Raw genomic sequence first — 13,255 nt, forward strand, 5'->3', positions numbered from 1 at the left:
TTTGGAGGATATTTATGAATCAACGTTTTCGAATAACCAGATCCATGCAACAAAACGGTGAAGCTCTAGCGATTTCACTGGAGGAATGCAAACTCTATTTTTCATCTAGAGCTGATTTCACTTATCAGACAGCGTTAACCGTGAAAGGACCAGAGAGCACCATGTCGGTAGAAGGGGATTTCTTCATGTGGAGCTTTGAAGGAACGCATATTCCATTCCGACACTATATGGGGGACTTGTATGCAGCCATTACGCGTGAAGAGATCATGCCCGTCATGATCGAGATTGCAACGGATCTGCGTGCAGATATTGTGGAAGGCTGATGGGTTGCAAAATTTCTACGGTGGCTCATTGTTCAAGGCGTCCCTGATCGAATTTCCAGCCGAACAAGCAAATTACTCGAGCCGAATATACGGTGGCTGGTCCGGGCTCTCGGATTGCATTCAATGGATCAGCCTGCCAGCTGTATGAACGTTAAGAGGGTCTGTGGTATTATGAAGCGGTCTCCATTGAGGCAAGCTATGGCTTCCAGCGCTTCCTGGAGGCGGCCAAATTGAACTAAAGGCAGCAAAAAAGCCTTCAACCACCATTCAGTTGGTTGAAGGCTCACTTTTACAAAAGCATGCGAGTCCCATGGACAACTCGCATGCTTTTTTTTGTTCTACCCTTCAAGTTTATAGGGTTGTTCAGCCGCTCGCGGCTTCCATGCGGAAGCCAGGATGACGATAGCACTCCCCAGACCGATCCAGGTAAGCGTGGATACGGCATGATTCCAGTGCAGCCCGTTGCCGAAGAAGAACAGATCTCGAAGACCATCCACCATAAAACGCATCGGCAGCCATGAGTGTACCCAGTCCCGGTAGAAAGGAGACATCATCTCCGGAGCTAAAGCAAGCAGCGGTGCACCAAAGAACAGAATTAAGGCAAAGATGGCAATCCCTTTGATGCCCACAAGGGACATCACGGCGGAAATCATAAGGAAAAAGCTGAAGAAGGTAATGGATAAGAACAGTGCTGTATCCGTAAACTGTGGGATATGCAGTCCGATCATGCTGTCAGCGAGCCAAGTTATGCCAAATCCCACGACTAATGATACAACGGCTCCCATGGCAATCTGGATGGATTTGGCTGCCAAGTTATCTTTGCGGGATGAAATCTTACTCTTGCTGACTGCTAAGAAGAGGACCGCCGCGCTTGCCATACTAGCCATCCAAAGCGGCTGGAAGAGAGAAATCGGGGAATTGCCGTTGGCGCTGTGGGTCCCGATTTCATTGACATTCGTTACCTTCTTGGTAATCGGATTTACCAGGCTGGAAGCCTGCTTCACGGATAGCGTTGCACCTTGGGCATCGAATCCTTCAAGGATCTGCGTGCGGACTTGGTTATTCATGTTATCCACGATGCCGTTCAGGATTTGTCCTGCCATGGTGGAAGCGGCCGTGTTCATGCCTTGATTGATGAAAATTTCAACTTCAGGCGATTCCGGCGCCGGACTGCTTAAGGAAACTTGCTTCGCACTGAAATCAGCAGGTATGACCAGCGCAGCGTAGTAATCCTGGTTATCCAAGCCGGCTTGTAATTCTTCCATACCGTCGACTTTGACCCACTTGACAGCCGGTTCCTCTCCAGATGCGGGCGAAGCGGTCTGCTCGATTGTGTCCAAGAACGTTTGCCAGATATTCCGCTTCGGTTGATTGGGAAGCTCAACTCCTTGATCCTCGTTGACAATGGCTACCGGCAGATTTTCGGGCTTGACTTGAACAGATGGAAATAACGTAAGCGAGAAAATAAAAATGACCACGAAAGCCAGGATGGGCGCTACCCATACAAGTTTGTTATTCAAGACTTTCATCAACTTTCACTCCTATCGATGTCGAATGCCATCCATGACGAAAGTGATTGCCTCTTCAATTTCCTCGTCAGGGATGGAATCCATATTGAACAATACAAAACGCGAAATCATAAATCCGCCAATGAAACCGAAAACCAATTTCAATATTTTGTCGACCGGGATGTCGGCGAGTTCACCCCTTTCTTGGAAGGCTTCAATCAATTTCGTCAAGCGCGGTACAATCAGATCGGATACGTAAGGCAGGAATTCGTGCTTCAATTCTTCCTTGTATATGACCTCCTTGATAAGTACCTGAAAGATCTCCTTGTTTCCCCGGATGAATTCGATGCGATTATGAAGAAAGGTCCGCAAGAATCCTTCGAATGTCGAATCCCCATTGCTTATAATCTGATCCAGCGCCTCGTTCGCCATGGAAGGAAAAAATTCCCTAATGTACGGGACGATAAGGGACAACAGCAAATGGTCCTTTGTTCCGTATTGCTTAAAGATACTTGCCTCAGATACCTCGGCGACCTTAGCGATTTCAGCCGTTGAGGTATTGGAATAGCCTTTATCAGCAAACAATGAAATGGCTGCCTCGACAATCCGTTGCTGCTTGACGGTTCGCTTGGTGGAGTGTATGGACAGGATTTCGTTAAACAGGTTGTGCTTGGGCAAAATTCGGTTCACCACTTTCAGTATGTCGATGATAACTTCAGCGAGAAGTAAGTAATCACTCACTTTGCTAATATGGTTTTAACACTGAAGTTGTCGATTTGTCAACAAAAAAAGTGAGTGCTTACTCACTTTTATCTATCATGCCGAACACCTTATCATGTATACTGTAACCAGATGATGATTAGACTCGTTTTGGCATCGAATAAGGAAAGGGCTAGATAAATATGGCAGAGCGTCTACATGGCCAAATGGTTGAAAGAACGCGCCAATTAATTAACATATAAAATCCATGATTTAAATCAATGAACAACGTGCTGATCATCGATCTGTTAACGGGTCCCGAATAACGCCATCGTGGGGTCATGCACGAAGTCTATTGTATGGCGCAGCAGCTCTGATCTTCTATATGAAATAATGTACATAACAGCAAAAGGTGTTGTTTATCCAGCACATCAGATAATTCTGATCATTGTTGAAGTTTGCTTAAGTGATTATAATGAACTCATATAGAAAAACAACACGTTGTCTATTTGAGTGATGAGCAGAAAGGTGGAGTTTATCATGCCTGTCATCGAAATTGAGCATCTGACTAAGGATTATGGTCATCATCGAGGCATATTCGATGTTTCTTTTAACGTTGAGAAAGGGGATGTATACGGATTTCTAGGTCCCAATGGAGCTGGCAAAACCACAACCATCCGCCATATCATGGGATTTTCCCGTCCGCAGCAGGGACACACCTTAGTCAATGGGCGCAGGAGCTGGGACCATGCAGCAGATATTCAGAAGGAGCTGGGTTATTTACCGGGAGAAATCGCGCTGCCTGAGTCGCTCACCGGGACGCAGTTCATAAAAATGATGGCGGAATTACGCGGGATTACCGATATGACCTACACGCAATCTTTGGTAAAAAAATTTGCGCTCGACCCCTCCGGGAGCCTGAAACGGATGTCGCTTGGCATGAAGCGAAAGCTGGCTATTGTCACGGCGTTCATGCATGACCCGGCCGTGCTTGTGCTTGACGAGCCTACAAGCGGATTGGATCCCATGATGCAGGCTTTATTCATCGAGTTCATTAAGGAACAGAAGGCAAAAGGCAAAACGATATTGATATCGAGCCATATTTTCTCCGAGATTGATGCGACCTGTGACAAGATTTCCATCATTAAGGACGGCCGGTTAATCTCTTCGTTTGTGGCGGATGATTTGCGACATCAAGAATCCAAAACCTATGAAATCGAGTTCAAATCCGAAGTTGCATTCCAGCGTTTTGAACTTGAAGTGAAGGCTGAGCCCGAACTTGAAGTGCTTTCGTTGACGCCTTCCAAGCGGCAGACGATATTACGAATCCGGGATACGGATATCAATCGCTTTATTTCGTTCATTGCTGATTATGACATGAAGTTCTTCTCGGAGATCAAGTTCACCTTGGAGGATTATTTCATGAAGTTTTACGATCGCAACACAAGCCTTAAGGAAGGGGAGTAAACGTATGCCATGCATCGAAATTAACGATCTAACAAAAGACTTTGGCGATGGGAAAGGCTTGTTTAACCTCAACCTGAAGATTGAAAAGGGCGAGGTGTTTGGATTCGTCGGAACGAATGGAGCCGGCAAAACAACGACCATCCGTCATATCATGGGATTCTTGAAACCGGACAGCGGTTCCGTGACTGTTCAGGGGCTGGACTGCTGGGCTGATTCCGCCAAGATCAAAAAGCTGATCGGTTATATTCCTGGGGAGATTGCGTTTCCTGATGCCCCGACGGGGAGCGAGTTTTTGAAGCGGCAAGCAGAGCTGTTGGGTTTGCAAGATATGTCGTACGCAGAGCGTATGATCCAAAAGCTGCAGCTTGATCCGTCAGCCCATTTGAAAAGAATGTCCAAGGGGATGAAACAGAAGACGGCGATTGTCGCCGCATTCATGGCCGACCCGGAAATATTGATTTTGGATGAGCCGACAACGGGCCTGGATCCGCTCATGCGAGCGGAATTCGTAGATATTTTGCAGGAAGAGAAGAAGAGGGGCAAAACCATATTCATGTCGAGTCACATGTTCGAGGAAGTAGAGCATACGTGTGACAAAGTCGCCTTAATCAAGGAGGGAAAGCTGATTGCCGTCAAGCCGACGGTCGAGGTCAAGCACAATGAGAACAAAGTCTATAAATTGGAGTTCCTTCAGCAGGAGGATTACAAGCGCTTCTTGTCAGAGCCCTTTCAGATCACGGAGAAACGGGAGAATCAGAATCAAGTGCTTATCGAAATCCATGATCGTGACATCCAAATGTTATTTCGTACATTGAGAGGTTATTCCGTGAAATTTATATCCGAGAAGAAGTTTACGCTTGCGGATTATTTTAATGGCTTATATGAGGAGGAAAGCGCCCATGCTTAGCAAACCGATCTTCAAACAAACGCTTAAGGCCAATTTTAAGTTATGGTTTATCTTCACACTCATCATGACCGCGCTTCATATCGTACTGATTGCCGTATTTAATCCAAGCACCTTATCGGACATGTCGAACATGGTGAAGGATACTCCACTTGCAAATCTGCTCGGAGAAGCGACATTCCTTGGCATGCTGTCCAAAACCTTCTATGGCATACAAGGGGTGCTTCTGCCGATTGTGTTCATCATTATGACCGCTAACAGTCTCATCGCTTCGCAGGTGGACCGAGGTTCCATGGCATACTTGCTGTCGACGCCGACCAAGAGAAGCACCGTTGTCTTGACTCAAGCATCTTACCTGATCCTGTCCCTGATCCTGATGATTCTCATCGTGACACTGGCAGGTCTGGTTTCCATCTCGGTATTTCAGGCTGACATTCAAGTAGATACGACAAATTATCTCATGCTAAACCTGGGCTTGTTTCTGCTGATGTTTGCAACCAGCGGGATTTCGTTCTTTTTCTCCTGCGTATTCAATCTCTCCAAGAACTCACTGGCTTGGGGGGCCGGCCTCCCGATGGCTTTTTTCCTCCTGAAATTGATGGGAGATGTCGATAGCAGCCTGGAGGGTCTGAAATACGTATCCATGAATTCGCTATTTGATACTTCCGCGATTATAGATGGCGGCAATGTTGCGGTTCCGTTCGCTGTGTTGGCGGTTATCGGGATTGCACTGTATCTGTTCGGAATGCGTGTATTCAAGGAAAAGGATTTGCCGTTGTAAGATCGTATACAGAGTTAGAAGCCGCTGCAAATGCGGCTTGCTTCTGGGTGTGTAAACATTCCACGAGAGCAGCTTTTTTACATGGTAATAACTGTAAGGAGTGGCATGCTGCCCTATCGTTAAGTTATGATTCTCTCTATATCATGGTATCATTTGAAATACGCGATTTGTGAAAGGAGGCCCATACGAGTGAAGTCTACTACTTCGGATCGTGTAAAAATCCCGCCGGGATTTTGGGAAGGATTACGTCAATTGGGGATCACTTCTCACGACGTGGTTCGCTCAGCAGGGCTGCCGTTAACCGTTATAACTGACCCTATCGTTACAAGCGCCCAGTATTTCGCAATTTGGCATGCGTATTCCGATCTCATGGGCGACACGGCCAAGGGAATCATCGAGCTTGCCACCGTATTTGAAACAGCGCAGTATCCACCGACCGTCTTAGCGCCTTATCACGCACGTGATTTCCGCGACGCCTTACAACGAATGTCACGGTACAAGCAAATGTGTCCCCCTGAAGGCTTGCGCATCATCGAGGAGGACGAGTATTGCTTAATCGAGTTGGAATGGCGGCATACCGAGCAAAGTGGTCCCCCCGTGTTAGTGGGAATCACATTGGCATGTCTTCTGGAGCTCGGCCGGAGGGGCACAGGCCAACCATTGACGGCACAGTTGGTCGAATTTTCGAACGACATGGGTGATGTAGAAGCCCTTGAAGCGTACTTCGGCTGCCCCATACGGACAGGTGCAGCATGCAACCGATTGACACTGCATCGAAGGGATTTGGATATCCCTTTTGCTTCATACAATGAAGAGCTGTTAGAGATCTTGACCCCGGTATTGGACCGAACGCTTGATGAACAGCAGCGCAGATGCTCCATCACAGAGCGGGTCAAATGGATCATGAAACGCAATCTGACCGGAGGGCGGGCAGATGTTCAAGCCGTCGCGAGAGAGCTTGGCGTGAGTGATCGAACCTTGCAGCGCAGGCTGATGGAGGCGAACACAAATTTTAAGCACCTGTTGGTACAAGCAAGACATGAGTCGGCCTTGGAGTACTTGAGAGACCCTTCGCTTGATATTAAGGAAGTAGCATTCCTGATTGGATATGAAGACCAGAACTCATTCTATCGCGCCTTTCGAAACTGGGAAGGGGAGACTCCCTCAAGTTGGCGTGTGAAGCAAGAAGATTGGCGTCATGCGCTAGTTACCGAATCATCCTGACAAGATAATATTATCAATACCCGGAGCAAAAGACTGTTTCCATTATGACTATGAAGCAGCTTGCCGTGAATGATAAATTGAAGGAGATTTGAAGCAATGGAAATGGGATTAAATCATAAAACAGCATTAGTTACGGGATCGACAAAAGGCATCGGAAAAGCCATTGCCATGGAGCTTGCAAAAGAAGGCGTGCATGTACTAATCAATGGGCGAAATGAGGATGAGGTGGAACGAACGGTACATGAAATAAAGTCTAATTATCCGGCGACCTCTCCCCAACCCGCTGCTGCCGATATGGTGGACATAGAGCAAAGAGAGGCTTTATTCCTGAAATACCCTTATGTAGATTTGCTGGTCAACAATATGGGAATGTATGAAATTATGCAGTATGAGGACGTGGTCGATGAGGTGTGGGAGAAATACTTTCGTACGAACGTTCTTGCCGCCAACGCATTATCTAAATTTTATTTGCCTCAAATGCTGAAAAATAACGATGGCCGCGTGATCTTTATTGCAAGCGAAGAAGCCTTGATGCCTTCAGGACAAATGCCGCAATATGCAATGACCAAGTCCATGCTCCTGTCCTTATCGAAAAGCTTGTCCAAATTAACGATCGGTTCGGAAGTTACAGTCAATACGATCTTACCGGGACCGACACTCTCTGAAAATGTACAGCAGATTATTGAGGGAATATATCCAAATGAAGATTTGACTTTCTCGGAAAAAGAGAAAAGATTTATGAAAACAAACCTGCCTCAATCTGAAATCCAGCGATTTATCAAGCCTTCTGAAATAGGCAGGCTGGCCGCATTTATATGTAGTCCTTATGCATCCGCATTTAAAGGATCTCCAATTCGCATGGATGGGGGAATGATACCGACTATTTTTTAACAACAGCTGGCGGGTTCATGGTAATTGAAAAAAAAGGGTGACTTCCTAGTGGAAGTCACCCTTTGCATGTTAGAGAGCGGCTGGCTGCATCACTTTATTCATGACGGATGACTGCGCGAGCGCAGCAGCTTCCAGCGCTTGTATTGATAATAGATCGTGCAGCCAACGCAGTAACCCATGACGGCTACAATGGCCGCTACAGCTACCATAGCGGATGCAGCATACGCAGCCACTTGCCATCCCAACAAATAAGCTGCGGCTGAGATGCCAAGCAAAATGACCGCGATGGATTGATTGAATCGAGCCAGTTCCTCGGCCTGCCCTTCCGATTTCTTCAGCCTTTCTCTGCCAATAACAGCCTTGGCCAGCTGAATGAACAGATTGCCCTTGGCACCTGCCAGTAAAGGAATCACCTGTATCAGGAATAGAATGTAAATAAACCAGGGTTGTTGAAACACGAATGATAAAAGAACGAACAGCACGATTCCGATTTGGTTCGCTTTTACAAGCGGAAGCGGAATTTCTTTCATCAGGAACACCTCATTTTCCGTAAATGTTAATCTTATTAATCAGACTAGTTTACTATGATTAGAATGTAGCACGGACTTTATCGGTTGTCAATGCATCGCATATTGGACATGTTTCCCCATAGAAAGAAAATTGCTACAACCGCGTAAGACAAGCTTTTTACTTCAATAGGATTATTATAGTATGCTATCCATATAAATGGGGGAGGGGAAGTATATGGTAAAAGAACTGATAGTCGGAGACGCCATCAATGAGCTGGCTGCTACCCGGCGCATCCTTGATCGGTTGCCCGAGGAGCATATGCGTTGGAGGCCTCACGCGAAGTCGATGACGCTTGGCGGGCTTGCCACGCACCTGATCAATCTGCTGAACTGGCAAATCACGATTTTTCTTTATCTGGAATTCGATCTTTCGACCACACCGCTTCGGCTGAAGCCTCTGGAGAGCCGCAAAGACGTGCTGGAGCAATTCGACGCAAACGTCATCAAGCTTGAGCAGCTGTTAGCCGAATGCGACGAGAAATCCCTTGGCGAGGAATGGATCTTGCGCAATGGTGACCATATCATCCTGCGTCAACCGCGGGCAATCGCGCTTCGCACCTTCGGATTAAGCCACATGGTCCACCACCGGGCGCAGCTCGGCGTTTATTATCGGTTACTAGATATTCCGGTACCGGGACTTTACGGCCCATCGGCCGACGAGGAAGGCATATGACCCAAACCGCACCGTACTGTCGCAGGGTACCGGCATGACATAAGGCAATCTTGTCTCAAAGATATAAATTAGCATGCAATCGGGGAGAGGAGAACAAATATATTTGCAAATCGGAGCCCAATCATATATTATGGATATTGCGGGTCTGTAATGAAGATCCGATGAAGGGAGTAGTGAAACATGCAGTTTTCCAAAAGCACAGATTATGCACTCCACGCCTTAATTCATTTGGGGCTCTCGGAGCGCAATAACAATATCGGAATCAAGGAATTATCTGCGACGCTTGGCGTTTCGGAAACCTACTTATCCAAGATCATGTCCAAGCTGAGGCAGGATGGAATTGTACGCGCTGTGCCAGGGGTAAATGGCGGTTATGAACTTGCAAAGTCGCCTGAACAGATTACTTTTCTGGATGTTATTCAAGTGATTGAAGGAAGACAGCATTTGTTCGAATGCTCGAATACCAGTTCGCGGCAGCATGAGGTGTTAGCAGAAGTCGAGGATGATCAAGGGGATTCGATACGTCCAAGAAAGAACGGATGCTTGGTTGAAAAAGTAATGCTTGGCGCCGAACAGCATATGCACCAATATTTGCGGGAGTATACGATACAGTATGTACTTGATGAGGCGTCCAAGCATTGCAACCATGCTCAAAACAAGAAGTAATACACTTCTTGTGCTTTTATTATGGATAATATAGATCCATAATAAAATACTTGTCAGTCTTCGTAGCAAAATAAATCTATCGAAATGAGGAACAAACATGAATCATTTTTTTAACGAAGCCACTTGGGAAAAAGAATGGAAAGACCGTGGAGCTGCCATCTTGGAGAAAATGAAAAGGGCCGGAATCGAGCCATCCAGAGACTTTGATCATAAGGCCAGGACGTTCAACGAGCAGTCGTTTAATGAAGAGGGAAGGAAGAGAACCAAGCGAATCATGAACTGGCTTGAGGGGCAAAGCGTCCAATTCGAGAACGCTTCTGTGCTGGATATTGGAGCTGCCTCGGGAGTGTTCTCGGTGCCGTTTGCGGAGCGGGGTGCTCATGTAACCGCGGTAGAGTCCTCCATTCCCTTGGTGGAACTGCTGACAGAAAATTTCGCCAAGTTCCCCGATGACAAAGTGAAGATCATTCCCGAACGGTTTGAAGATATTGACGTGCAGGAGAGAGGCTGGAGCCAAGCCTTCGATCTCGTATTTGTCTCCATGTGTCCTGTCATTCTGGATTGGGGGAGCGTGGAGAAGATACTCGATTGTGCCAGTCAGTATTGTTACATCAGCATGCCGGTTGGTTCCACGGAGCTCAGTTTGATTCACGAAATTTGGCCACTTGTCACCGGGCAGTCCTTCAGAACAAAACATACGGAAATGGGGTATTTGCTTCATCTGCTCTATCTCAAAGGTTACGCCTACGAATCCCTTATTACCCGGGAAACAAAAACGATGGAATACTCCAGGGATGAGGCGTTACAGGAAATGATGGTATGGCTGCGCAGACACGATCTGCCTGCAGATGATCGGAATCGGAAAATCGTAGCAGACTATTTGGATCAGGCGTATCCATCCGGTAAAGTGACTGTCCAGCAGAGCGGCCGTTATGGCAAGGTGCTGATTCGATTGCAGGATCAGAACATGTACACAAGAGATTGATCACACAAGTGTGAAAAGTCAAGTGACGCCTACCCGAGGGTAGGCGTTTTATATTAATATTGCACATAGGTGAGCACGGAAGGGGCGTGTCGCCCCCTCCACATACAGTCCTGCCAAAGCATTTGCCGTTGCGCTCAAAAAACGTTTGCTTTTTCCCTTAATCCTTCAGAATCTTCATTGTTTTCAGCGTCTCCAGCGTCAATTGTTTGGCGGTTGCACCGCTCCCGGCCACATTGGTAGCGAAAACCCACGTGTTCCTATCCGTCTCGACATAACCCACATACCAGCCAAGCCCCATATCGGAGAGCCTTGAGCCTGTTTTTCCATGAATCGTATACTCGTCTTGTTCGTTATCAATCATGATCCGTTTGACGGTCTTCATCGTTTTCTTCTGAAAAGGCAAATCCTCCTCAACCAGCCGCTCGATAAAATCCGCCTGTTCTATGGCCGAAATCTTCAAGCTGCTGTCCAGCCAGAATGTATCGATTCCTCCCGAGATGTCACGGTTTCCATAGTTGATTCGATTCAGGTAGTGCTGCATCGGAACTTGGCCGATATCGCGAGCCATGGCTTGATAATACCAAATGGCTGAATCCCTCATAGCCGAAGCGAGCGAATGATCCCGGTTCCAGACCGGAAAATCTCTTACGATACCGTCCCATCTCTTCACATCATATTCGTCGGCAACCGCCTTTACTTCCAGTCCAATGAGGGCATTTGCCACTTTGAAGCTTGATTCCGGCGTAAACCGCTGTTGGCTTCTCCCGGGATTGAATTGATAGACTTGATCGGTCTTCAAGTTCTTGAGGACAAGTGTTCCTTGAGTGTCGTGAAATATGTGCTGCAATTCAAGCGGGCGGACGCCAGGCTTGGCATCAGCACTCGGCGAATAGGCAAACAAACCAACAAGCGTAACGAGTACAACCATCAAATGGGATAAACGGCGTAACTTTTTCATCTGTAACACGTCTGCATCACTCCTGCACATCCATTTTTTCGGGAAGGGTTTCAATGGCCATCGAACAGAATCATTTCCCAGCATCAAATGCATTTTGATACTATTAGTCTATGGATACAGGTACGGCAAGTAAATCTTGTTATCTACGGTTTGTGCCTGTACAGATTGAAGAAGAGAAGAGGGGGACACTTATGATCTATGCAGAGGTCATGTTGCATATTGAAATGCTAATGGACACCGGAGAGTTAAAACCGGGCAAGAAGCTGCCATCCATTCGGTCGCTGGCCAAGCGGCTCGATTGCAGTGTCAATACCATCATCAAAGCGTATTCCGAATTAGAGAAGAAACATAAAATCTATTCCGTCTCGAAGAGCGGTTATTATGTCGTGGAGCAGGTTCCCTCCCGCCATTCAGGTGCGGCTAACACAGGAGTCATTGATTTTCTCTCGGCTGGTCCAGACAAGAAAGCCATGCCTTACCGGGATTACCAGCACTGCATCAATCAAGCCATCGAAGTGTATAAAGAGGAGATGTTCACCTACTCCGAGATCCAGGGGCTGCCTTCACTGCGAGTGGAACTGGCACGTCATCTGCGGGAACTGCAGGTGTTTACCGTACCCGAACGAGTCTGCGTTGTATCCGGATCCCAGCAAGCTATTCATCTATTGATTTCACTCCCGTTCCCCAATAACAAAAAGAACATCTGCGTCGAACAGCCTACGCATCTGAGTATGATCGAATCGATTAAATATCAGCAGGCCACGGCATACGGAATTGAGATTACGGCGAATGGACTCGACATGGACCGGCTGGAGCATCTGTTCAAATGGAATGACATTAAATTTTTCTACACCGTGACCCGATATCATAATCCGACCGGCTACAGCTACTCGAACAAGGAGCGACAGAAAATCGTGGAACTGGCACAAATATACGACGTTTATATCATCGAAGACGATTACCTGGGCGACCTGGACCCCGACATGCAGCAGGACCCAATGTTCGCTTACGATCCGTCAGGGAGGGTCATCTATATCAAGAGTTTCTCCAAAGTGATGCTGCCCGGTTTAAGATTGGGGCTTGCGGTAATTCCGGACTTCATACGAGATTCATTCTTAAGCGCGAAGTTCGCTTCGGATTTGCATACACCGGTTCTGACGCAAGGTGCACTGGAAATCTATTTGAAGAGCGGCATGTTCAAGGCTCATATTCAGCGCATGAGATCGATCTACACCAGAAAAGCAGCTTTACTGCAAAAAGCCTATCAGGAACTGCTGCCGCCAAACGCCGCCTATTCGGGTTCGCTTTCTGGATTCTATTCGACGATTCGATTGCCGAATCCGTTAAAAGCCAAGACGTTCATCGAGCATTTGAAGCAGGAAAACGTACATGTAGATGACGCCCGAAAAATGTATTTGCCCGATTTTGTACAAGATTCGGTCATTCGCTTGAGTGTATCGCAGGTGGAGGAGGCGTATATCGAGTCGGGTGTCCAAACCATAGCTCGCGTGATGAAAGAGCTTATCAACACAACGCCTCAAGTTAAATTTATTTAACAGGGCGGGTAAGCTGGATCGTCATCGTTGTGGATTCAGGACAGAGATCTC

14 protein-coding genes are annotated in these 13,255 nt (G+C 47.0%); 10 read left to right on the top strand and 4 right to left on the bottom strand.

The window, feature by feature from the left end; translation table 11 throughout:
• Positions 1-14 precede the first annotated feature (14 nt).
• The gene (locus M2277_RS07285) at positions 15-323 is read left to right on the top strand and encodes a hypothetical protein (protein ID WP_280754474.1); all 309 of its coding nucleotides are present in this window, start codon (positions 15-17) and stop codon (positions 321-323) included.
• Positions 324-661: 338 nt separating this feature from the next.
• Here M2277_RS07285 and M2277_RS07290 read toward each other — a convergent pair whose 3' ends face one another.
• Together M2277_RS07290 and M2277_RS07295 are read right to left on the bottom strand one after the other, a co-directional pair.
• Positions 662-1,852: a YhgE/Pip domain-containing protein gene (locus M2277_RS07290; RefSeq protein ID WP_280754475.1), complete on the bottom strand. Its 1,191-nt coding sequence runs from the start codon at positions 1,850-1,852 to the stop codon at positions 662-664.
• Positions 1,853-1,864: 12 nt separating this feature from the next.
• The gene (locus tag M2277_RS07295; RefSeq protein WP_006210413.1) at positions 1,865-2,509 is read right to left on the bottom strand and encodes a TetR/AcrR family transcriptional regulator; all 645 of its coding nucleotides are present in this window, start codon (positions 2,507-2,509) and stop codon (positions 1,865-1,867) included.
• A 561-nt stretch (positions 2,510-3,070) separates the two neighbouring features.
• On the opposite strand from M2277_RS07295, the gene M2277_RS07300 reads away from it, so the two are divergent.
• The 5 genes from M2277_RS07300 to M2277_RS07320 all read left to right on the top strand — a co-directional run bounded on the left by M2277_RS07300 (position 3,071) and on the right by M2277_RS07320 (position 7,797).
• Positions 3,071-3,997 carry an ABC transporter ATP-binding protein gene (locus M2277_RS07300; protein WP_063480684.1) on the top strand — a complete coding sequence of 309 codons (927 nt, stop codon included), beginning with the start codon at positions 3,071-3,073 and terminating at the stop codon, positions 3,995-3,997.
• Between the two features lie 4 nt (positions 3,998-4,001).
• Entirely contained in the window at positions 4,002-4,904 is a 903-nt protein-coding gene (locus tag M2277_RS07305) for an ABC transporter ATP-binding protein (protein WP_063480685.1), read from the top strand.
• Positions 4,897-5,682, top strand: coding sequence for an ABC transporter permease subunit (locus tag M2277_RS07310; RefSeq protein WP_280754476.1), 786 nt, complete (start codon positions 4,897-4,899; stop codon positions 5,680-5,682). Before M2277_RS07305 ends, M2277_RS07310 begins: the two co-directional genes overlap by 8 nt.
• A gap of 189 nt (positions 5,683-5,871) precedes the next feature.
• Positions 5,872-6,906 (top strand): helix-turn-helix transcriptional regulator, encoded by a 1,035-nt coding sequence (locus tag M2277_RS07315; protein ID WP_280754477.1) that lies wholly within the window; start codon positions 5,872-5,874, stop codon positions 6,904-6,906.
• A gap of 96 nt (positions 6,907-7,002) precedes the next feature.
• Positions 7,003-7,797, top strand: a complete 795-nt coding sequence (locus M2277_RS07320) for an SDR family NAD(P)-dependent oxidoreductase (protein WP_280754478.1) — start codon at positions 7,003-7,005, stop codon at positions 7,795-7,797.
• 98 nt (positions 7,798-7,895) lie between these two features.
• Here M2277_RS07320 and M2277_RS07325 read toward each other — a convergent pair whose 3' ends face one another.
• Positions 7,896-8,327 carry a DUF4395 domain-containing protein gene (locus tag M2277_RS07325; protein ID WP_006210405.1) on the bottom strand — a complete coding sequence of 144 codons (432 nt, stop codon included), beginning with the start codon at positions 8,325-8,327 and terminating at the stop codon, positions 7,896-7,898.
• Positions 8,328-8,541: 214 nt separating this feature from the next.
• On the opposite strand from M2277_RS07325, the gene M2277_RS07330 reads away from it, so the two are divergent.
• The 3 genes from M2277_RS07330 (at position 8,542) to M2277_RS07340 (ending at position 10,690) form a co-directional block, all read left to right on the top strand.
• Complete coding sequence (locus tag M2277_RS07330) at positions 8,542-9,039, top strand: DinB family protein (protein ID WP_036637698.1); 498 nt, start codon at positions 8,542-8,544, stop codon at positions 9,037-9,039.
• A gap of 180 nt (positions 9,040-9,219) precedes the next feature.
• On the top strand, positions 9,220-9,705 hold the full coding sequence (locus tag M2277_RS07335; protein ID WP_006210403.1) for an RrF2 family transcriptional regulator: 486 nt from the start codon (positions 9,220-9,222) through the stop codon (positions 9,703-9,705).
• A gap of 97 nt (positions 9,706-9,802) precedes the next feature.
• The gene (locus tag M2277_RS07340) at positions 9,803-10,690 is read left to right on the top strand and encodes a class I SAM-dependent methyltransferase (protein WP_280754479.1); all 888 of its coding nucleotides are present in this window, start codon (positions 9,803-9,805) and stop codon (positions 10,688-10,690) included.
• A 157-nt stretch (positions 10,691-10,847) separates the two neighbouring features.
• On the opposite strand, the gene blaOXA is transcribed toward M2277_RS07340, so the two are convergent.
• Positions 10,848-11,648: a class D beta-lactamase gene (gene blaOXA / locus M2277_RS07345; protein WP_481857766.1), complete on the bottom strand. Its 801-nt coding sequence runs from the start codon at positions 11,646-11,648 to the stop codon at positions 10,848-10,850.
• Positions 11,649-11,839: 191 nt separating this feature from the next.
• On the opposite strand from blaOXA, the gene M2277_RS07350 reads away from it, so the two are divergent.
• The gene (locus M2277_RS07350; RefSeq protein WP_280754481.1) at positions 11,840-13,204 is read left to right on the top strand and encodes an aminotransferase-like domain-containing protein; all 1,365 of its coding nucleotides are present in this window, start codon (positions 11,840-11,842) and stop codon (positions 13,202-13,204) included.
• Positions 13,205-13,255: the final 51 nt, after the last annotated feature.

The organism is Paenibacillus sp. LBL, from assembly GCF_029893715.1.
Taxonomy (GTDB): Bacteria; Bacillota; Bacilli; order Paenibacillales; family Paenibacillaceae; genus Paenibacillus_AQ; species Paenibacillus_AQ glucanolyticus.